At 63.9% G+C, this 21,245-nt stretch carries 22 protein-coding genes; all 22 read left to right on the top strand.

What is annotated here, in order from left to right; translation table 11 throughout:
* Position 1 precedes the first annotated feature (1 nt).
* The 22 genes from HWY30_RS07025 (at position 2) to HWY30_RS07135 (ending at position 21,245) form a co-directional block, all read left to right on the top strand.
* A complete protein-coding gene (locus tag HWY30_RS07025; protein WP_090807008.1) occupies positions 2-1,669 on the top strand; it encodes a terminase large subunit in 1,668 nt (555 codons plus the stop codon).
* Complete coding sequence (locus HWY30_RS07030) at positions 1,666-1,851, top strand: hypothetical protein (protein ID WP_090807006.1); 186 nt, start codon at positions 1,666-1,668, stop codon at positions 1,849-1,851. The genes HWY30_RS07025 and HWY30_RS07030 overlap by 4 nt, the downstream gene beginning before the upstream one ends.
* Positions 1,851-3,119: a phage portal protein gene (locus HWY30_RS07035; RefSeq protein WP_090807004.1), complete on the top strand. Its 1,269-nt coding sequence runs from the start codon at positions 1,851-1,853 to the stop codon at positions 3,117-3,119. The genes HWY30_RS07030 and HWY30_RS07035 overlap by 1 nt, the downstream gene beginning before the upstream one ends.
* Positions 3,116-4,030: a S49 family peptidase gene (locus HWY30_RS07040; protein ID WP_090807002.1), complete on the top strand. Its 915-nt coding sequence runs from the start codon at positions 3,116-3,118 to the stop codon at positions 4,028-4,030. Before HWY30_RS07035 ends, HWY30_RS07040 begins: the two co-directional genes overlap by 4 nt.
* 111 nt (positions 4,031-4,141) lie before the next feature.
* Positions 4,142-5,449: a phage major capsid protein gene (locus HWY30_RS07045; RefSeq protein WP_090807000.1), complete on the top strand. Its 1,308-nt coding sequence runs from the start codon at positions 4,142-4,144 to the stop codon at positions 5,447-5,449.
* A 71-nt stretch (positions 5,450-5,520) separates the two neighbouring features.
* Complete coding sequence (locus HWY30_RS07050; RefSeq protein WP_090810197.1) at positions 5,521-5,958, top strand: hypothetical protein; 438 nt, start codon at positions 5,521-5,523, stop codon at positions 5,956-5,958.
* Between the two features lie 35 nt (positions 5,959-5,993).
* Positions 5,994-6,830, top strand: a complete 837-nt coding sequence (locus tag HWY30_RS07055; protein ID WP_090806998.1) for a head-tail connector protein — start codon at positions 5,994-5,996, stop codon at positions 6,828-6,830.
* Position 6,831: 1 nt separating this feature from the next.
* Positions 6,832-7,197 carry a phage head closure protein gene (locus HWY30_RS07060; protein WP_090806996.1) on the top strand — a complete coding sequence of 122 codons (366 nt, stop codon included), beginning with the start codon at positions 6,832-6,834 and terminating at the stop codon, positions 7,195-7,197.
* Complete coding sequence (locus HWY30_RS07065; RefSeq protein ID WP_090806994.1) at positions 7,190-7,546, top strand: DUF3168 domain-containing protein; 357 nt, start codon at positions 7,190-7,192, stop codon at positions 7,544-7,546. Before HWY30_RS07060 ends, HWY30_RS07065 begins: the two co-directional genes overlap by 8 nt.
* Positions 7,547-7,596: 50 nt before the next feature.
* On the top strand, positions 7,597-8,235 hold the full coding sequence (locus HWY30_RS07070; RefSeq protein ID WP_090806992.1) for a ubiquitin-activating E1 FCCH domain-containing protein: 639 nt from the start codon (positions 7,597-7,599) through the stop codon (positions 8,233-8,235).
* 84 nt (positions 8,236-8,319) lie between these two features.
* Positions 8,320-8,676, top strand: coding sequence for a hypothetical protein (locus HWY30_RS07075; RefSeq protein ID WP_143037207.1), 357 nt, complete (start codon positions 8,320-8,322; stop codon positions 8,674-8,676).
* Between the two features lie 44 nt (positions 8,677-8,720).
* The gene (locus HWY30_RS42890; protein WP_425199362.1) at positions 8,721-8,969 is read left to right on the top strand and encodes a phage tail assembly protein T; all 249 of its coding nucleotides are present in this window, start codon (positions 8,721-8,723) and stop codon (positions 8,967-8,969) included.
* On the top strand, positions 8,962-9,396 hold the full coding sequence (locus tag HWY30_RS07085; RefSeq protein ID WP_090806986.1) for an HK97-gp10 family putative phage morphogenesis protein: 435 nt from the start codon (positions 8,962-8,964) through the stop codon (positions 9,394-9,396). The genes HWY30_RS42890 and HWY30_RS07085 overlap by 8 nt, the downstream gene beginning before the upstream one ends.
* Positions 9,389-12,406 carry a phage tail tape measure protein gene (locus HWY30_RS07090; protein ID WP_090806984.1) on the top strand — a complete coding sequence of 1,006 codons (3,018 nt, stop codon included), beginning with the start codon at positions 9,389-9,391 and terminating at the stop codon, positions 12,404-12,406. The genes HWY30_RS07085 and HWY30_RS07090 overlap by 8 nt, the downstream gene beginning before the upstream one ends.
* Positions 12,403-13,272, top strand: a complete 870-nt coding sequence (locus tag HWY30_RS41475) for a DUF2460 domain-containing protein (protein WP_090806982.1) — start codon at positions 12,403-12,405, stop codon at positions 13,270-13,272. The genes HWY30_RS07090 and HWY30_RS41475 overlap by 4 nt, the downstream gene beginning before the upstream one ends.
* Positions 13,269-14,372 (top strand): DUF2163 domain-containing protein, encoded by a 1,104-nt coding sequence (locus HWY30_RS07105; protein ID WP_090806980.1) that lies wholly within the window; start codon positions 13,269-13,271, stop codon positions 14,370-14,372. The genes HWY30_RS41475 and HWY30_RS07105 overlap by 4 nt, the downstream gene beginning before the upstream one ends.
* Positions 14,373-14,379: 7 nt before the next feature.
* Positions 14,380-14,790 carry an NlpC/P60 family protein gene (locus tag HWY30_RS07110; protein ID WP_090806978.1) on the top strand — a complete coding sequence of 137 codons (411 nt, stop codon included), beginning with the start codon at positions 14,380-14,382 and terminating at the stop codon, positions 14,788-14,790.
* Positions 14,790-18,020: a phage tail protein gene (locus tag HWY30_RS07115; protein ID WP_090806976.1), complete on the top strand. Its 3,231-nt coding sequence runs from the start codon at positions 14,790-14,792 to the stop codon at positions 18,018-18,020. The genes HWY30_RS07110 and HWY30_RS07115 overlap by 1 nt, the downstream gene beginning before the upstream one ends.
* 4 nt (positions 18,021-18,024) lie before the next feature.
* Positions 18,025-18,747 carry a hypothetical protein gene (locus HWY30_RS07120; protein WP_090806974.1) on the top strand — a complete coding sequence of 241 codons (723 nt, stop codon included), beginning with the start codon at positions 18,025-18,027 and terminating at the stop codon, positions 18,745-18,747.
* An 8-nt stretch (positions 18,748-18,755) separates the two neighbouring features.
* Positions 18,756-19,202: a hypothetical protein gene (locus HWY30_RS07125; RefSeq protein ID WP_090806972.1), complete on the top strand. Its 447-nt coding sequence runs from the start codon at positions 18,756-18,758 to the stop codon at positions 19,200-19,202.
* Positions 19,203-19,243: 41 nt separating this feature from the next.
* Complete coding sequence (locus HWY30_RS07130) at positions 19,244-20,185, top strand: phosphatase PAP2 family protein (protein ID WP_090806970.1); 942 nt, start codon at positions 19,244-19,246, stop codon at positions 20,183-20,185.
* On the top strand, positions 20,166-21,245 hold the full coding sequence (locus HWY30_RS07135) for a LamG-like jellyroll fold domain-containing protein (protein ID WP_167368706.1): 1,080 nt from the start codon (positions 20,166-20,168) through the stop codon (positions 21,243-21,245). Before HWY30_RS07130 ends, HWY30_RS07135 begins: the two co-directional genes overlap by 20 nt.

The raw sequence follows: 21,245 nt of genomic DNA on the forward strand, positions 1-21,245 counted from the left end.
CATGGAATGGTCGACTGCTTGTCCCGATTGGGCCGAACGGCTCAAGACGGGGCGGTCGATCATTCCACCGCCAATCTTCCCCGAGCAGGCAGAGCAGGCGCTTGCTGTGTTCAAGGAATTGAAGATTGTGGACGCGCCGGGTAGCCCGACGTTCGGCGAGTCATCGGCGCAATGGGTCTTCGATCTGGTCGCGTCGATCTTCGGCGCATACGACGCTGAGAACGGGCGTCGCCTGATCACAGAGTGGTTCGTCTGCATCCCCAAGAAGAACAGCAAATCGACGCTGGCCGCAGGAATCATGATGACGGCCATGATCCTGAATTGGCGCATGTCGGCGGAATACGCGATTCTCGCGCCAACGATCGAGGTCGCCAATAACAGCTTCGCGCCGAGTCGCGACATGGTGAAGCACGAGGACGAGCTCGACGACCTCTTCCAGGTGCAGGCACACATCAAGACGATCACGCACCGCACGAGCGGCGCGATGCTGAAGGTCGTCGCGGCTGATTCGAACACGGTTTCCGGTAAGAAGAGCGTCGGCACGCTGATCGACGAGCTGTGGCTTTTCGGCAAACAGCCGGATGCTGAGGACATGCTGCGCGAGGCGACCGGTGGTCTGGCTTCGCGCCCGGAAGGCTTCGTCATATACCTGACGACGCAGTCGAACGACCCGCCTGCAGGTGTGTTTCTGCAAAAGCTTCGATACGCGCGCGACGTGCGCGACGGCAAGATTGTCGACCCGTGCTTCGTGCCGGTGATCTTCGAGCATCCGCCCGAAATGATCGCCAGCAAGGAGCACCTGAAGGTCGAAAACCTCGCGATGGTCAACCCGAACTTCGGATTTTCCGTCGATCAGGCGTATCTCGAGCGCGAGTTTCGCAAGGCGAAGGAAACGGGCGAAGAGTCGTTCCGCGGCTTCCTTGCGAAGCATGCGAACGTCGAGATCGGCCTGGCACTGCGCTCGGATCGCTGGGCCGGTGCGGACTTCTGGGAAGGCGCCGCGCGCGGGACGCGCACGCTAGACGAACTGCTTGCGCGCTGCGAGGTGGTCGACGTTGGGATTGACGGCGGCGGCCTCGATGACCTGCTCGGGTTTGCTGTGGTGGGTCGAGAGCGCGGCACCGGCAACTGGCTAGCGTGGTCGCATGCCTGGGCGCATCCGTCCGTGCTCGAGCGGCGAAAGTCCGAAGCGGCACGTTTTAACGATTTTTCTGACGACGGCGACCTGACGCTGGTCGAGCACATCGGCGAGGACGTCGCCGATGTCGCGGATCTCGTCAGCCAGTGCGAGTCGTCGGGTCTGCTCGACAAGGTCGGTGTCGACCCGGCCGGCATCGGCGCGGTGCTCGACGCGCTGGTCGATGCTGGTGTTCCAGAGGACAAGGTGATCGGCATTTCGCAGGGCTGGAAGCTCGGGGGTGCAATCAAGACGACCGAGCGCAGGATCGCCGAGGGCGCGCTGCTGCACGGCGGCCAACGCATGATGGCCTGGTGCGTCGGCAATGCGCGCGTCGAGCCGCGCGGCAATGCAATCCTGATTACGAAACAGGCAAGCGGATCGGCCAAGATCGACCCGCTGATGGCACTTTTTAACGCCGTGTCGTTGATCAGCCTCAACCCGCAAGCCGGTTTTGTGATCGGCTCCGACTACGAATTCGTGACCGTATGAATCCACTCGTTTTCAACATCTGCATCCTGCTCGGCTGGCTGATGGTGCTGGTCGGCGGCTGCATGCTGAGCGCGCCGATCGGTCTGATCGTGTCCGGCGTGCTGATGCTCGCGCTCGTGTTCGTCGTTGCGCGTTCCGTGGGTGTCATGTTGCCCGGCGCGCGACGCGAGGGTGATAGCTGATGTTCATTTCGCGATTCCGGGCTGGCGCCGACGACCGCTCCGCGTGGGGAAATTTCTGGTTCGAGCCGGTGAGCGCACGCACGAATTCGGGCATGCGCATCGGGCCGGACCGCGCGATGCAACTGCCCGTCGTGTTCGCGTGCGTACGCGTGCTGGCCGAGACGTTCGGCGTACTGCCGATCAAGCTCTACCGCTGCGGCCGGAACGGGAAAAAGAAGCCGGTCACGAGGCACTGGCTGCTTGATCTGCTTTGCGGCGCGCCGAACCAGTGGCAGACGCCTTACGAGTGGCGCGAAATGATGCAGGGCCATCTCGCGCTTCGCGGCAACGCGTTCAACCAGATCGTCACCGCGCCGGATGGCTCCGTGCGCGCGCTGATTCCGAAGCATCCGGACGGTATGCGGCTCGAGCCACTGCCGGGCAAGTCTGAATTCGACTTCCGCTACAAATACACCGACCGCAACGGCAATGTGACCCATTACGCAGCGTCGGAAATCTGGCATCTGCGCGGTCTGTCGAGCGACGGCATCGTCGGTCTGAACCCGATCGAGCTCGCGCGCGAGTCGGTCGGACTCGGGCTTGCCGCGCAGGACTACGGTGCGCGCTTCTTTGCGAACGACGCGACGCCGGGCGGCGGCTGGATCGAGTTTCCGGGGACGTTTAAGGACAAGGCTGCGCGCGAGAACTTCCGCGAGTCTTACCAGAACGCCCAGGTCGGCATGAACCGCGGGAAGGTTGCGGTTTTCGAAGGGGGCATGAAGTGGCACCAGTTGGGCCTCACGAATAAGGATTCGCAGTTTCTTGAGGCGCGGCAGTTTCAAGTCGGTGACATCGCGCGCATGTTCCGCGTGCCGCCGCATCTGGTTGGCGATCTGAGCAAGGCAACCTTTTCGAACATCGAGCAGCAGTCGCTCGAATTCGTGATCTACACGATGACTCCTTGGGTCGCGCGCTGGGAATCGGCCATCAAGACGTGGCTGCTGCTCTCCGACGACCAGGATCTCGAGGTGCAGTTCGATTTTGCTGGCCTGCTGCGCGGTGACGCCGGCGCGCGGTCGATGTACTACCACAACGGCATTCTCGACGGCTGGATGACCCGAAACGAGGCGCGCGAAAACGAGAATTACGAGCCGATCGAAGGCCTCGACGAGCCGCTGATGCCGCTGAACATGGTCCCGGTCAGCGAAGCCGGAAAAACGCAGCCGATCGAGCCGGAAAAGCCGACGCCGGAGCAGAAGCAGGAGCCAAAGGAGCCGGAAAACGTATGAAACACGAACGATTTATCACCTGGTGCCTGTCGACGCCGTGGGCGCTGATGCCAGAGCGCATGTCCGCATACGCTGCGGTGCTCGCGCGCAGCGTGACGTCGGAAACCGTGGTCCGCGCGATCGAAGCCGGTGCCGCTGCAGGCGATGAACGCAGTGCCGGGCCGCGCTCGCGCGGCAATTCGGGGCGGTCGGGCGCGATTGCCGTGATTCCGGTGCATGGCCCGATCGTGCAGCGAGCTAGCCAGATCGGCATGTGCGAAAGCGGGACGAGCTGCGACATGATCGGCGCGCAGATGGCCGACGCTCAAGCCGACGACACCGTTGCTCAGATCCTGCTCGACATCGACAGCCCCGGTGGCTCCGTTTACGGCGTGCAGGAGCTGGCCGCGCAGATCACGGGTTCGAAGAAGCCGGTCGTCGCGGTGGCGAACAGCCTCGCGGCGTCGGCGGCGTACTGGCTCGGCTGCGCTGCCGGCGAGTTCTACGTGACGCCCGGTGGCGAAGTGGGCTCGATCGGCGTGTGGATGGCGCACCAGGACTGGTCGAAGGCGCTCGCCGAGACTGGCGTCGACACGACACTGATCTCGGCGGGCAAGTTCAAGGTCGAGGGAAACCCATATCAGCCGCTCGACGCTGACGCGCGCGCGTTCATGCAGTCGCGCGTCGACGACTACTACAGCGCCTTCACAAAGGGCGTCGCGAAGGGTCGCAAGGTGCCGATCGATGCCGCGCGAAACGGCATGGGGCAGGGCCGTGTGCTCGGCGCCGACGACGCGCTCTCCGAAAAGATGATCGACGGTATCGCGACGATCGATCAGGTGGTCGCGAACATGCAAAAGAACATCCGCGCCGCGAAAGCGCCGGCCAGTCGTCTGGCAGCGGCACAACGCGAGTTGCAGATCGTGGGCTAACACCAGCCCGAGCCGTTGGCGCCCGAAGGCGTTGACGCGTGGCCCGATGGCCGCGTCGGTGTAACCGCAAATCCACCCGCTTCTGCGGGTTTTTTCATTTATGGAGTCCACATGAGCAAGAATCTGCGCGAGCTGCAGGCTCGTAAGGCAAAGCACGTCGGCGCGATGCGCGCGATCACGGACAAGGCTGCGGCCGAAGACCGTGACCTCAACGACGACGAAGTGGCCGAGTTCGAAGCCGAGCGCTCCAGACTCGCCGGCGTGAGCGCCGCGATCGACCGCGAGCAGTTGCTGATCGAGGCCGAGCGCGGCGTCACGATCTCGGCGGCGGCCGGCGCGACGATCACGGTCAGCGAGAACATCGAAAGCGATCCGCGCCGCGGCTTCGCATCCTTCGGCGAGTTCGCCGCAGCAGTGCGCGGTGCTGCCAATAAGAACGCGGCCGCCGATCAGCGCCTGACGATCGGCGCGGCCGCGCCGGCATCCGGCTCGTACGCCAACGAAGGCTCCGGCGCTGATGGCGGCTTCGCCATCCCGCCGCAGTTCTCGGCCGACATCTGGAATATGTCGCTCGGCGAGGGCTCCCTCATCCCCATGACCGACAACACGGAAGTGTCGGGCAATGGCATGGCGTTCCCGAAGGACGAAACGACCCCGTGGGGTGGTTCGGGTGTCCAGGCGTACTGGCAGAACGAAGCGGCTGCCGCGAATGCAACGAAGCCTATGCTCGGCCTCGACACGCTGCGCCTGCACAAGCTGATGGCGCTCGTGCCGGTGACCGACGAATTGCTCGCCGACGGCGTGGCGCTCGGCAGCTATCTCAGCCAGATCGCGCCGGATCGCATCATGTGGAAGGCCAATGAGGCGATCCTGTTCGGCACGGGTGCCGGTCAGCCGTTCGGCTGCCTGAACGCAAAGGCACTCGTGGTCGTCGCCAAGGAGACCGGCCAGGGGACGGGCACGATCGAGCAGATGAACATCTCGAAGATGCGCAGCCGCCTGAAGACCGGCGAGCTGAAGAACGCCGTGTGGATCGGCAACCCCGACATCCTTCCGCCGCTCGAATCGATGACCGTCGGCCAGATCCCGATCTTCCTGCCGCCGGGCACCGGTATCCGCGATGGCGGCTACGACGGCACGCTGAACGGTCGTCCTCTGATTCTCAGCGAACACGCTGCGGCGCTCGGCTCGCAGAGCGACCTGTCGCTGGTTTCGCTGAAGGGCTATCGCACGATCACGAAGGCGGGCGGAATCGAGACGGCAACGTCGATGCACCTGTACTTCGACGCCGATCTCACGGCGTTCCGCTTCATGTTCCGCATCGACGGTCAGCCGATCATCAAGGCGCCGATCACGCCGCCGGCCGGCAAGAGCACGAACAGCCGTTCGTACTTCGTCACGCTGGGCGCGCGCCCCTAAGCGGGCCTTCGGATCCGATGGGCGCGGACTCGATCCGCGTCCCGTATCTGCTCACCATTCAAGGAAAGATCATGCTGAACATCAAGGCTACCGAAGCCCTCGCGGTGCTCGACTCGATCCAGCCGTCGAACCAGGCCGCTGGTGCGGAAACGACTGGCTGGGTTCCGGTCAGCGCGTTTCACAAGCTGCTCGCGGTGATTCAAGCGGGCACGCTCGGCGCGTCGGCAACCATCAACGCGAAGCTCCAGCAGGCGCAGGACGCCACCGGCACGGGGGCAAAGGACGTCACCGGCGAGGCAATCACGGCGATCACGGCCAGCAACTCGATCGCTGCGATCAATCTCGATCCGGCGCAGCTCGACGTCGCCAATGGCTTCTCGTTCGTGCAACTGTCGGTGACGGTCGGCACCGCTGCCAGCTTGACCTCGGCGCTGCTGCTCGGCTTCGCGCCACGCTACGCGCCGGCGTCGGACGCCAACAACGCGTCGGTCGCGCAGATCGTCGGCTAAACGGCAACCGGGCGGCTCGGGCCGCCCGATAGACCATGCCCATTCAAGTCCTCACCGCACCCCGCGCCGAGCCGATCACCCTCGACGAGGCGAAGCTGCAGGCGCGCGTCGACATCGACGACGACGATGTGCTCATCGGCGCGCTGATTTCGGCGACGCGCGACTATGCCGAAGGCCTGACGCACAAGCAGATGGTCGCAGCGCGTTTCAAGCAGGTGCTCGACAGCTTTCCGGGTCCGTCGCTGATCGGCATCCCATACGGTCGCGCGCTGACGCTGCCGGGGCACGCGATCTACCTCGAGCGCAACCCAGTGCTGTGCGTCGAGTCGATCCAGTATCTCGACATGGCCGGTGACGTGCAGACGATGCCCGAAGCCAACTATACGGTCGACTATGCATCCGACCCGGTACGCATCACGCCGGTATTCGGGCAAATCTGGCCTATTCCGCTGCCGCAGATCGCCGCGGTGTGGGTCAATTTCCGCGCTGGTTACGCCGATGCGCTCACGGCCGACACATCGGCCAACACGATCGCTGCGCCGCTGTGGAAGTCTCTCGCGGTGGGTGACGCGGTGCGCTTCTCCAACGTCACTGGCGCGCTGCCCACGCCATTGCAGCCGAACACCGATTACACCGTGTCGGCTGTCGTCTCGCCGGGCGTCTATCAGTTGCAGGGCGTCACGCTGACCGATGCCGGCAGCGGCCAGTCGTTCATCGGCGTGATCCCGGAAGGCTTCAAGGCGTGGATGAAGATCCGGCTCGCGACGCTCTACGAGAATCGCGAGGAAGTCGCGATCATGACGCGCGGCAAGATCGACGCACTGCCGTATGTCGACCGGCTGCTCGACGCCTACATGACGTGGGAGTTCTGACGTGGGCATCGTGAATGGTTTCGTGGTGCGCAGTGGCAACCTGCGTCGGCGCCTCACGTTCCAGACTCGCCAGACGACACAGGACACGCTCGGTCAGCAGAGCACGACCTGGGTCGATGCGTTCACCGTGTGGGGCGAAATCGACGCGCTGACCGGCCGCGAGCTCATCGCGGCGCAGGCCGTGCAGTCGAGCGTCACGCACACGATCACGGTGCGTTACCGGTCCGAGTTGCAGGTCCCGAAGGTGGTCGCTGCAATGCGTATCGTCTACGGTTCGCGGATCTTCGACATCCATGCGGCGATGAATGAAGACGAGCGCAACCGGGTCGTTTCCATCCTCGCCGAAGAAGGGCTGAGCGATGGCTAATAGTGCTGAGCAGATTCTCTACAACGCGCTGACGGCGCTCGGCCAAGGCGGCGTCTATCCGGACGTCGCGCCGGCGAACGCAGCGCGGCCGTGGTTCACATATCAGGCGGTTGGCGGTCAGAGCGTCAACCAGCTCGACGACGTGGTCGCTCTCCAGAACGCACGTGTCCAGGTGAACGCCTGGGCGACGACGCGACTGGAAGCGGTCGCGATGATCAACGCCGCAATTGGCGCGCTCTGTCCGGAACCGATCCTCGCGACGTCGCTCGGTGCGCCCGTGAGCACCTACGAGCCGGACACCAAACTTTACGGATCACGGATCGATTTTTCGATCTGGTTCAACCCCTGAAATTCCCTTTCGGCCGGCATTGTGCGGGCCATCACATATGAGGTGTGAAAATGACCAGCTCCGCAATCAGCGCGCAAGGTTCCACGCTCCAGATCAGCACCGGCACCGGCGCGGCGGTCACGATCACCGGTCTCGTTACCGGCTTTCCGACTATCGTCAAGGCAACGGCGCATGGTCTCACGAACGGTAGCGTCGTGTCGTTCGGCGCGCTCACCGGGAACACGGTCCTGAACGGCCTGACGTGCGTTGTCAAGAACGCCACGGCGAACACGTTCGCTGTTGACGTCGACACCACGGGTGGCCCGGCGTGGGTCTCGGGCGGCACCGCGACGCCCGTGCAGTGGACGAAGATCAAGAACCTGATCAGCTTCAAGGGTTTCGACGGCCAGGCCGCCGAGCTCGACGCGACCGATCTGGATTCGGTCGCAAAGGAATTCCGCATCGGCCTCCAGGATTGGGGCAACGTGCAGATCGATATGAACCGCGATTTCTCCGATCCGGGTCAGCAGGCGCTCGACGCCTCGAAGCGCAGCGCCTCGATGGAGACCTACCTGCTGACGCTGCCGAGCGGCAGGACGCGCACTTTCAACGCCTACTGCAAGGCGTCGCCGCTCGAAGGTGGTGTCGACAAGCTCCTGCAGTCGACGAGCGTCACGCTGCGCATCACTGGCGACGTGACCGACGCTTAATCGCGCGACGCGGTCCTTTCCTGAACTGAATCCACGAGAGACACGATGCTTACCAAAGACCAGATTCTCGCCGCATCCGATGCGGTGATCCAGACCGTCGAAGTGCCGGAATGGGGCGGCGCCGTCGGCGTCAAGGCCATGAGCGGCCTGGAGCGCGATGCGTTCTATGCGACCGTCGGCGAAAAGCCGTCGAATGCCCGATTCTCCGCGGCGCTGCTCGTCGCCACCGTCGTCGACGATACCGGCGCGCCGATCTTCGCGGCCGATGATCTGGACGCTCTCATGAAAAAGAGTGCAATCGTAGTGGCGCGCCTCGTCGACGTGTCGCTCGCGCTCAACGCGATCGGGCCGAAGGCCGTCGAGGATGCGGCAAAAAACTCCGGCGCCGCCCTGAGCGGCGCTTCTGGTTCCGGCTCGCCGCTCACCTCGGAAAATCAGTAGCACAGGCGCAGCGCGAGATTTCGAGCGCTGAATTCACCGAGTGGATCGCCTTCAGCCAGGTCGAGCCATTCGGGAGCCACTACGACGATCTGCGCGCGGGCGTGATCGCGTCGATGCTCGCGAACGTGAACCGGAACACGAAGGTGCGGCGCGAGCCATTCGACGCGCTGGACTTCATCCCATGGAACGATCATCACCGCGACGCGGAGACGGCCGAGCCGCTCCTGCTTGACGACCCTGAGGCGCATTCCGCAATGATCGACCGCATGCTTTTCCCGCGTCGCAATGGCTAAGTCCGTCACGATCGAGAACCCGGAAGCGCTCACCGCGGCGATCAGCCGGCTCGAAGAGGTGCAGAGCGAGTCGGTGCTGCGGCAGGCGGCGGTGGCCGGTGCGCGCGTTCTGCTCGCCGAGATCCGCGCGCGCGCGCCGGTCGGTGACAGCACATACGAGCGCGGCAACAAGCAGCATCCGCCCGGCTTCCTGCGCGACTCGCTCCTGATTGCATACGACAAGGAGCTGTCGGTGCCGGGCAGTCTCGCGATGTACCTCGTGACGTGGTCGAAGGACGCCTACTACGGGCGTTTTCTCGAGTACGGCACGTCGAAGATGGGCGCGCAGCCGTTTCTGCGGCCCGGCTACCTGGCGGTGCGGGACGCAGCAGGGGAAGCGGTGATTCAAACCATCAACGCAAAGATCGAGGAACTGAAGCGTGGCTAATGACACCGTTGTCCGGATCGGAGCAGACGCGAACGGCTATATGGCCGAACTCGCCAAAGCAAAGACATCGGCGCAGGCGTTCGCGGTGTCGCAGGATGCGCTGGCTGCGCGCGTCACTACCGCGCAGCAGGCGATCAAGGAGGCGACGGCCAACAGCAGCACCGCCTCGACGCGCTCGGTCAACTCGTTTATCCAGTCGCTCGCGAAGCAGGCTGAACAGGCCGGCAAGACGCGCTCCGAGATGCTGCAGATGCAGGCATCGATGCTGGGCGTCTCTGCCGCGGCCACGCCGTACATCAACCAGATCAAGGCGGCCGAGCAGGCCATGGCCGGACTCGGTCACAGCTCGACCGGCACCCGCCGTGAGCTGCTGGTGATGGCGCACGAGCTGTCGCAGGGGAATTTCTCGCGGCTCGGCGGCTCGATGATGGTGCTCGCCGAGCGGATGGACCTCACGAAGTACATCACGCCGACGAACATCGCGCTGGCCGCGCTGGCCGTGGTGGCAGTGGGTGTCTATACGGCGCTGAACTCGGTGCAGGCCGAGGTCGACAAGTTCAACGCGTCGCTGAAGCTGACGAACGACTGGGCCGGCGTCACGCGCGAATCGGCGGCGCAGCTCGCGCAGACGATCGCCACGCAGACCGGCACCTCGTTCGGCACCGCGCAGTCGAACATCGACGCCACGGTCGCCTCCGGCCGCGTGCTCGGGCAGGATCTGCAGACCGTCACCATCATCGCGATGGACATGGCGAAGCAGACCGAGGAAGGGTTCGACAAGGCGCTCGAAAAGGTCATCGCGCAGTCGGATAACGTCCAGAAGGCGGCCGAGGACTGGCAGAAGTCGCACCACGACATGTCGCAGGCGACGCTCGACCACATCAAGGCGGTCGACGAGGCGGGCGACCACGTCACGGCACTCCGCATCCTGTACGACCAGGAACTGCAGACGATGCAGTCGGGCACCTCGACGCAGGTCGGCCTCATGAGCCGGATGTGGCATGGGTTCCTCGATGACGTCGGCCGGATCGGCCGGGCGATGACGGGCAACTCGACCTCGACCGACCAGCTGGCTGCGCTGAAGTCCCAACTGGCCGACACCCGCGCGGACGGTCCCAACCCGCTCGGCATCAACTCGAAGGCGATCCAGGACCAGATCGCCGCGCTCGAAAAGCAGATGCAGGCGCAACAGGCCGCGACGGACCAGCAGAACCGGGCGAAGAGCGCCGCGGCGTCGCTCGACCAGATGCAGCAGACGGTGAACAAGGCGCTCGAGCAGGGCGCCTCCAACGCCGAGAAGCGCACAAAGGCCGAGAAGTCGCTGAATGACCAGTACACGCAGCGCATCGCGCTCGCGAAGCAGGCCGGCACATACACGCCGCAACTTGACGCACAGTTCGCCTCACAGCGCGACAGGCTGATCGCCGACGCCGACAACCGCTACAAAGATCCGAAGACGCCGAAGGCGCCTGCGTATCACGACGACGCTGCCACGGCGAAAATGCAGCAGTTGAGCGATCAGCATGCGACATTGCAGGCGCAGCTCGACACGGATCAGAAGCTCTCCGGCGCCGAGCAGGAGCTCGTGAAGTTCAACCAGCAGATCAGCGACTGGAAAGGCAAAACGCTCACCGATGCGCAAAAGAGCCTCGTCGCGCATCAGGACGAGTTGCGCGTGATGCTCCAGCAGAACGTGCAGCTTGAGAAACAGATCCAGCAGCGCGAGGAAATCCAGAAGCTGCACGAGCGCTCCGGACAGATCGGTAGTGCGATCGACGCGTACCAGACCAACCAGCGCGGGCAGTATTCGCGGCAACTGGACGCCTACGGCATGGGCACCGAAGCGCAGCAGCGCGCGCAGGCGGTGAAGGGCATCTATGGCGAGTACAACCGGCAGGCCGAAGAACTGACGAAATCCACGCCTGCGGATCTGCTGGGGAGCAAGGATTACCAGGACGACCTCGCAAAAATCCAGGCTGGCCTGCAGCAGTCGCTGCAGCTATACGACCAGTACTACACCGATCTGAAGGAGAAGCAGGCCGACTGGACGAACGGCGTCGCCACGGCCATGCAGGATTACGTGGACATGTCAGCGAACTCCGCGCGCTCGGCGCAGCAGGCATTCGAGGGCGCCACGAAAAGCATCGAAGACGCGGTCACGAAGTTCGTGACGACCGGAAAGATCAACCTGCAGAGCCTCTCGCAGACGATCGAAACCGACATTACCCGGAAGATCGTGCAGAACGGCATTTCGGGCCTGTTCAGCAATGGCTCGAGCATGCTCGGCGCCCTGTCCGGATTTTTCTCGAAGAACACGGGCGCCGCCGCCAATGTCGCGAGCGCGCTGCCGGGCGACTCGCTCGGCAACCTGATGAATCTCACCAAGGGATTCGGCACGATGGGCGGCCCGATGAACGTCGCCGAGCTGCAGTCGGCGATCCAGAGCACGTCGACATTGACCGCCGCGACCGCGACCGTCGCCAGCATGACCGTCGGCACGATGGTCGGATCGGGCGGCAGCGGATCGGGGGGCGCCGGCGATGCGCTTGGCGGTCTTCTCGGCAGCCTGGGCGGCGGCGATATGGCGGGCATGTTTGGATTCACTGCGACCGGCGTCGCCGGCAGCGCGGACGCCGTCGCAAGCGGCGCAGGTATCGGCGACGGCATGTCGACCCTTTTCGGTTTGGGCGGCAGTTCGGCGTTTAGCGACGCGGCGATGGCGGCAGCGTCGGCGGTGGCCGGCGGCGGCGACGTCTCGGGCGGCAGTCCGTACTACGTCGGCGAGCAGGGGCCGGAACTGTTTGTCCCCGGTGTGAGCGGCAGCATCGTCCCGCACTATGCGCTCACGAACGCACCTGACCGGACGCCTGCGACCTCGTCATCGGGGTCCGCCGGCAGCACCTTCAACATGAACATTTCTGTGCCGCCCGGCTCGACGCAGCAGACGGCCAACCAGCAGGCGATGTCGATCATGCGTCAGGCGCGCATTGCGATGGCGAGGAACGGATGACCTTTCTCGAATCTCCGCGTTTTCCCGACAACATCGCGTTCGGCGCGACGGTTGGCCCGACGTTCAGCACGGTGGTGGCGACTGTGTACAGCGGCCGCGAGCAACGCACGCCAGCATGGACGCAGTCGCGGCTGCAGTTCGAAGTCGGCCGGCGTGCGATGAACGCGATCGACACCGCGGCGCTCGATGCGTTCTTCCGAGCCGCGCAGGGCAAGGCGAACGGCTTCCGCATCAAGGACTGGACGGATTATCTGGACGCGGGCGCGGGCGTGCTGATCCAGACCACGACGCCGGGCGTCTGGCAGATGGCCAAGAATTACGTGGCCGGGGCGCTCTCCAACCAGCGATTGATTCGCAAGCCTGTCTATGGTCTGGTCGCCATCCAGCGCGGGGGCGTCGCGGCGATCGCGGGCGGCTCTGCCGGGAACGTCTCGATCGACTCGACGACGGGCCTCGTGACGTTCGTCGCGGACAGCGCGGCGACCTGTTCCGCCTGGAGCGCAGGCGCGACGACGAGTTTCATGGTGCCGTCTGTTCCTGCGGCGTGGACGGTGGGCAAGCAGCTTTCGTTTTCGGGGATCACAGGCGACGCTGGCGGTGTGCTGAATGGAAAGAGCGTCGCGATCACTGCGATCAACGGAACGACCGTGACCGTCTCTGCTGCGACGACCGGCGATACGCTGACGGGCGGCACGGCGCAGCTCTATCCGCAGCCGAATGAATCGCTGACATGGACCGGCCAGTTCGATGTGCCCGTGCGCTTTGACACCGACCAGATGCAGAAACAGATCCTGGACCGGAGCGGCCCGTCAGGCGATCTGATCGTCACCTGGGACTCCGTGCCCATCATCGAAATCCGCGTATGAGTCGGAACATCAGCCAGGCGATGGCGACATGGCTGGCGTCGGACGTGCTGACGTTCGCCACCTGTGCGCAGATCACGCGTAAGGACGGCACGGCGTTCGGCTTTACCGACCACGACGCCGACATCGTCTACAACGGCTTCACGTATCAAAGCCGCGGCGGCTATTCGCCATCGGCCGTCGAGGCGGCCGACGATCTGTCCACGGCGAATCTTGAGATCAATGCCCTGTTTCTGGACAGCGGCGGTGCCGTGACGCAGGCCGACATCGAAGCCGGGTTGTGGGATAACGCAGCGGTCCTGATCTTCGGTGTGAACTATGCCGACCTGACAATGGGCCAGGTCAACCTGACAGCCGGCAACCTGGGGCAGTTCACCATCCTGAACGGAGGATGGAAGGTGGAGCTGCGCGGCCTGGCGCAAACGCTGCAGCAGACCATTTCGCAGATGTACTCGCCGAGCTGCCGCGCGCTCTTCGGTGACAGCCGCTGCAAGCTCACGCCACCGACCGCGAGCGGCATGGTGGCATCGGTCACGACGGCGGGAATGGTGTGGAGCGATCCGTCGCTTACGCAGACCGGACCGGTCAGCGAATACATCGACACGATCGGCTACACGATTCCAACCGCGTCGCCGTACCAGATCATCGTCGTGCCGCCGAGCGGTTCGTGGGCGTCCTCCGTATCGGTGGTGGACGGCGGGAAACAGACCTACGGGCAGACAGGCGGCTCGCCGGGAAATCTGCAGTATTCGGTGACACCGAACGCGGACGGCAGCGCGACCTACACGTTCAACAGCAACAACGCCGGCAATGAGATATTCATCAATTTCAATTACGCGCAGGGTTATTTCAGCTTCGGCACCGTGCGATGGACGAGCGGCGCGAACGCTGGATACAGCTTCAACGTCAGGACGTTTTCACCCGGCGTCGTGACGCTGTCGCTGCCGACGCCGTTTCCCATTTCCGCCGGCGACCAGTACGTGATCACGGCCGGATGCGACAGGCAGATCGGCACGTGCGTCGCGCGCTGGAACAATGTGGTGAATTTCCGCGGTGAGCCTTATATCCCCGGTCCCGATGTCATCCTTGCACCGCTTAGCTGATCCACCCATGACCATCACACGCGAACAGATCGTCGCAGAAGCCCGCACGTGGCTCGGCACGAAATACCGGCACCAGGGGCGCGTCAAGGGTCTGAGCGTCGACTGCGTGGGCCTCGTGTTCGGCGTCGCCGCCGCGCTGGGCGTGCCGCATCAACCCGTGAGCGATTACAGCCGTCGACCGGACGGAACGCTCATGCCGGGGATCGAGGCGCAGACCGAGCCGGTTACTGGCGAGCCTGACGCTGGCGACATCGTGGTCTTTCAGTGGGCGGCTGAGCCGATGCATGTGGCGATCCTGACGTCGCCTGATCACATCATCCATGCGTTTGCGATCAACCGCGTCGTCTGCGAACACCGCATCGACGAGCGGTGGCGGCGCAGGATCGCCTGCTTCCGTGCCTTCCCTGGGGTGGCCTGATGGGTCAGTCAGTAGGCCTTGCGCTGGGCATCGTCGGCGCGGCCGTCGGCGGCTTTTTCACGGGTGGCGCGACCTGGGCGATCGAGGCGGGCATGATCGGCGGCGAACTGCTCGGCAGCCTCCTGTCTCCGCAGAAGGGGCCGAGTCCGTCCGACGTGCGCGTGCAGGACAGTGCTTACGGCAAATACATTCCGCAGGTGTGGGGGCGCTATCGGATCGCGGGCAACGTGATCTGGATCGGAACGCCGCACAGCCACGGATCCAGCGGCGGCAAGGGCGGCGGCAAGCAGGGGCAGCCCTACACCACACTGTCGTTTGCCGTGTCGCTGTGCGAAGGTCCAATCACCGGCATCACACGCATCTGGGCCAACGGCCAGTTGATCTATGACGTCAGCAACCCGTCCGACTGGCAGTCGCTCTCGGGCTCCTCGTCGATGGTCACGGGCTGGACGTTGTATTACGGCGACGAGAACCAGATGCCCGACCCGCTGATGGAGTCTTACACCGGGGCGAGCACGCCGGCCTATCGCGGGATGGCCTATGTGGTGTTCAATGAGTTGAACCTGCAGCAGTGGGGCAACTACATGCCCTCGCTGACCTTCGAGGTGCAGGGCCACGGCGCCGCCAATGTCAGCTCCACCATCACGGCCACTGCGGCCAATCCGCCGCTCTCCGGAACCGGCGACGGTGGCTGGGTAGCCACGTCCATCATCCCGGGCGGGTCGGTCGTCGGCCAGGTCATGCAGTCATACGCATCCGGTCCCACCATCATCGGCCAGTGGGCTGGATTCACACTCGGGCCGTACGGCACGACGTTCAGCCGCGTGGGCACCCGGAGCATCGGGCTGAACACCCTGGGCGACAACTTCCAGACCTACGACCAGGACGGCCAGGGGCGCATCCTGATCGACGTGGGCACGCTGTACGGGCCAGACGGCACCTACGTCGACAACGCGGGGCCGAGCTGGGGCATGCTGGCGTTCGGCCAGGGCGCCGCGCTGGTCGCGAACGGCATCGTCTACGCGTCCTCGTGGTTTGCCGGCAGCTCCAGAGGAAACTGGATCGGCCAGAACCAGATCCCGTACCAGACCACCTACATCACGCGCTACCTCGGTGCTACGTCGACCTCGGTGTGGGGGCTGGACAATAATGGGCACCTGATCCAGATGGACCTCAGTGGCGACCTTATTGCCGACCACGGCGTCGCGCCGGGTGTCGGGATCGGCGTGGCCAACGCCGACACGCAGGTCTACGTGGTGGACCAGTACAGCAACGTGTGGATGTTCAACGGGGCGTCGTGGATCGAGCAGCCGTTCAAGGCACCGGCCGTCTGGGTCGGCGCGCAGATCATGAGCGTGCAGGAGAACATGGTCGTCATTGCCGGCAACACTGCCACAGGCAACGCGCAGGTCGAGATCCTGCCGTTCACGTCCATCGCCTCGAGTACGACCGGCGCGATCATCACGTCCGTATGCGAGCAGGCCAACCTGCAAGCGTCGCAGATCGACGTGAGCCAGATGACCGACACGGTGATCGGCTTCGCGAGCACCAGCAACAGCAGCCCGCGCGACATTCTCAAGCCGCTACTTTCGGCCTACTTCATCGACGTGAGCGACAGTGATGGGATGCTGAAATTCGTGCGCCGGGGCGCGACGCCGACCATTACGATCCCCTGGGATGATCTAGGAGCAGACGCGAACCCGGGCAGCACGCAGCAGCAGAACCCGATTTCCGAGACGGTCACACAGGAATTTGAGCTGCCGCGCAGCGAGACGGTCAGCTATCTCTCGTCATCGACGGACTACCAGACCCTCACGCAGCGGGCGTTCAACAGCAACACGATGTCGAACCTCGACGAAACGGTGTCGGTGCCGATCGTGCTGGCCGACAACGACGCGCGCGCGCGCGCCGAGGCGATGCTGTGGGAGCGGTGGAGCAAGCGGCGCAGCTTCACGTTTGCCACGACTTACAAGTGGCTGCAGCTCGAGCCGGGTGATACCGTGCTGCTGCAGCAGCAGTCGGGCGCGAGCGTGCCGGTGCGCATCACGAAGGTTCAGGCCGACGGCAAGGGCGTCTGCACCTTCAACGCCGATTTCACGGTGCCGCAGATCTATCCGAATCCGGGCACGCAGTCCACCGTGCAGGCGGCGGTCGCGCAGGGCGTGCCCGTCCAGAAGGTGCCCTACAGCGGGCCCACCGTCCTCGAGATCATGGACATTCCGCCGCTGCGTGCGCAGGACGCCACGACGCCGGGCCTGTATCTGGCTGCCTGTGGCTTCTCGAACAACTGGCCCGGCGCGATCGTGGACGTGAGCCGCGACGACGTGAACTTCACGCAGATGGCGCAGGCGCTGCAGGCCGCGGTGATCGGTCAGGCGTCGACCGTGCTCGGCACGTTCAGCGGCAACATCCCGGACGAGCTCAATCAGGTCACGATCCAGCTATTCAATCAGGACGCGGAACTTTCGTCGGTCAGCTATGCGAGTTTCCTGAACGGCGCGAACGTCGCATACCTCGGCGGCGAAATCATTTTCTTCCGCAATGCGACGCAGATCAGCGCCAACCAGTGGACGCTGAGCGGCCTGCTGCGCGGCCAGATCGGCACCGAGGCAGCGAAGTCGACGCACGCATTCGGCGAGTATTTTGTGCTGCTCAACAGCGCGAACCTATATCCGATCAGCGTCAACCTGTCGGACATCGGCCAGACGCTGTGGTTTGAGCCGTACCTGAACAACCTGATGGGCAGCACGCCGGGCTCGGCCGTCAGCGCGCAACCAGCAAACGCCCGCCTCGCGCCGCTCTCTCCGCACCTGCTGACAGTGCAGCCTGTGCTCAGTCCGGCAAGCTCGTTCATGCTGCGCTGGTTCCGCAAGGCGCGCATCAACTACCAGTGGCTGGACGGAGCCGACGTGCCGCTCGACTGGTCGCAGGAATCCTACCGCATCAACATTTTCAACTCGTCAGGCGTGCAGAAGAATTCCTACGTCCTGACCAGTGCGGGTGTGATGTGGAACGGCGGCACGCCGCAGGCCTACGCGGCCAACCCGGCAAGCCAGACGCTGCCACCGTTCAACTATGGCTCGGGCCAGAACCAGCCGTATTTCATCTACACGTCCGCGATGGCCGCCAACGATGGTTTCTCGAGTGGGCAGAGCATCACCGCAACTGTGAGCCAGATCGGCGACTACGGCGTGGCCGGCGGTACCGCCTCCGTTACGTTCACCAGGTAATCCCATGTCCAACAGCACGACACTTATCGACCAGATCAGCTCGACGCAGGCGACGAAGGAAGTCCTCGTCAATGCCAACTTCGACGCCGCGTCGCCCGCCATGATCTGGGGGCGTCACGCTTCGGCGACCAGCGGCCTGACGTGGGGCTATTACGGCGGATGTTTCTATACATCGACCAGCGGCGCACAGTCCTTTTCGAATGGCACCGTGACGCTGACAGCCAGCACCACGAATTACGTCTATGCCAATGCGACGACCGGCGCAGTCGGCGTGGCCACGACCGGCTTTCCGGCAGGGGCGATCCCGCTTTACAGCGTCGTGACCAACGCGAGCGGCGTTACGAGCTACACCGACGTGCGCAGTTACGCACCGAGCGCGCTCGCGACCGGCACGGCCTACGACGTCGGTGGCTATCTGGAAAAGCAGGTACTCGGCAACGAGTCGGCATGGGGCTTCTGTTCGCCCCGCTCCTGGACGTTGCCCGCTGGCGCATCGGGCGCGGCGGTCGCGAATGTCGCGGCCACGGCGGCCTATACGCTCACACTCAACTACAACGGCTCGGCGGTCGGCACGATCAGCTGGGCGGCCGGCGCGACGGTCGGTACGGTGGCCATCACGTCGGCGGTCGCCGTGTCGGCCGGCGGCATGTTCACGCTGACCGGTCAGGCGACACCCGATTCGACGCTCGCGGGCATCGCCTTCACGTTCGCCGGCACGCGCCCATAAGGTGAACCATGACAGCTAACGCCACGGCCATCTGCAACAGTTTCAAGATCGAGCTGCTGAAGGGCTTTCACGCCTTCAATTCCGACTTCCGCACCGCCGACACCTTCAAGGCCGCGCTCTACACGCAGAATCAGGGCATGGGCGCAGGGACGACGGCCTATACGACGGCCGGCGAGGTCAGCGGGAGCGGCTACACGGCAGGGGGCGTCCCCGTGACGTTCGTCGCCCCTGCGCTATCGGGCGGAAGCTCTGCCGTCACGACGCCCACGGCCAACATCGTTTTCCCGGCCATCACAATCGCCTCGCCGTTTGACTGCGCGCTGGTCTACAACGCTAGCCAGGGCAACCGCGCGGTCGGGGTCTACGCCTTCGCCGCACAGTCCATCAACAATGCTGACATGACCCTGATCGTGCCCGCCGATGGTCAGGGTCAGGCGCTGGTGGAGATCGACTGAGTGCATGTATAGTTTGCCGGTTAGAAATAGGGGAGGATGCAATGATTGATGTGCAGCGGGCCTTTGTTGTGTCGGCAGCGATATTTCTGGCACTCGTTATGGCCGATGTGGTCGGTATGCGCGCCGCAGGGTTCGCCATCGCATGGGGATCTTCGCGTGTCCTGATCGGCGTGGCTCTTGCGTGTGCCGTGGTGCACTGTGCTGGACGGGCCCAGCGGTACCGGCATTTGCGCGGGTGGCTAAGCCCAAATGCATGGGGTGCCGCGCTCGGCACGCTCGCCTATATCGGGGCATTTGTCGTAGCCGCTAGCATTTTTCAAGCTATCGCCGTTGCGCACAGCGCGCCGCTGGTGGATGACGCACTGATACGCGCAGATGCCGCGCTGGGATTCTCGTGGCCCGACCTGGCGCGCTGGTATGCCTCGCACGATGGCGCGGCGCATCTGTCCCAATGTGTCTACTTGCTGTGGGGGGTAGAGATCGTGCTGACGGCGATGTTCCTGCTCTGGACGCGACGCATGGCTGCTCTTGGCGAGTTCCTCGCGCTGTTCTACGCTGCCACGGCTATCGCTATCGTGGTCTCTGCATACTATCCGGCGACGAACCCGATGTTTCATTTCGGATTGGTTGCGCAAGGCGACGCCTCTCCTTGGTCACTATTTTATCCGCTGCGGAATGGCCTGCGGCTGATCGATCTGTCGCAGCATCAGGGGCTTGTGTCAATGCCGTCAATGCATGCGGCCGGGGCGGTCCTGTTCGTGTACGCCGTCAGAGGCATTCGGGGCATATTCCCTATCTCTGTCGCCGTGAACGCAGCCGTTTCTTTTACAGCCCTCTACTGCGGGGCTCACTACCTCGTCGACATCCTCGGGGGGTTCGCACTTGCCGGTGGCCTGATCGTTGTCGGCCGCCTGCTGCTTTATGTGCGACCGTCCGATGCGGTCAACTATTCTGGAGTCGCGAATGGCCCTTCTCTTCGCTGAAGGCTTCGACCCTTACGGCAGTCTTGCCAATATGCAGGCTTCGCGCTGGGGGGCGGTTGGTGCAGAGCAGACAGCGCCGGTTCCTACCCTTGTGGCGGCCGCTGGACCGTTTGGCACGCAAGCCCTTCAGATGCCTGGCGCATATAACACTGCGGGGTTCTTACGCACGAACCAAATCGCGGGCCTATCCTTATCTAATACCCTATGCATTGGTTTTTGGCGAAAGTGCACTATTGGCGGCTCCTTTGGCTACTCCGGTACTATTTCCCGTGACGGTGGGCTAGTTCTGCCCAATTCGTCAAACGGATTTGCAACATTAATCGGGGATAACGCCAGCGGCCTGATAACGATATATAACCCGGCTAATCAGACGGCGTTAGTCACTACCGGCAAAGCCATTAACGACGGCAATTGGCACTACATCGAAGCCTCGTTCGTGTTCTCAGCGACGTCTGGAAGCTTTCAGCTATACGTGGATGGCGTCGTAGTCGCCAACGCGTCGGGGCTTCAGACATGGGTGAGCGGCGTTACGTTGTTAGGCACCATTGGCTTTGGCGCATATGGCGCGACCAACTCCGGTAATACATACACTGTGCAATACGACGACGTTCAAGTGTGGGACAACACCGGCTCGACGTTCAACACCTTCCCGCGCGGCCCGAAACGCATCACGACGCTGAACCCGGCGGGCGCAGGGAGTAGCACGCAGTTCACGCCGTCGAGTGGCAGTAACTACAGCATCGCGGCGCAGGCATGGGGCGCCAGCGGGACGCTCACGGATACGGGCACGGGGCATACCGACCTGTACACGACCGGCGGCGTCTCGTACTCGCCGGGCATGGTGGACGGCGTGCTGGTCACGGCACTCGCCAGCAACCCAGCAGGTGATGGTGCGCACAGCCTTACCCCGAAAATCCAGACGCAGAGCATCCAGTCGGGGGCGAGCAGTGTGCTCACCGCCACGGCGACCGAAGTCTCGACCCTGTTCACGGCGGACGCGACCGGCGCTGCGCTGACGGCGGCCACCATCAACAGTATGCAGATCGGCTTCGGGGACTGA

The sequence above is a fragment of the Paraburkholderia tuberum STM678 genome, from assembly GCF_902833905.1.
Lineage (GTDB): Bacteria > Pseudomonadota > Gammaproteobacteria > Burkholderiales > Burkholderiaceae > Paraburkholderia > Paraburkholderia tuberum.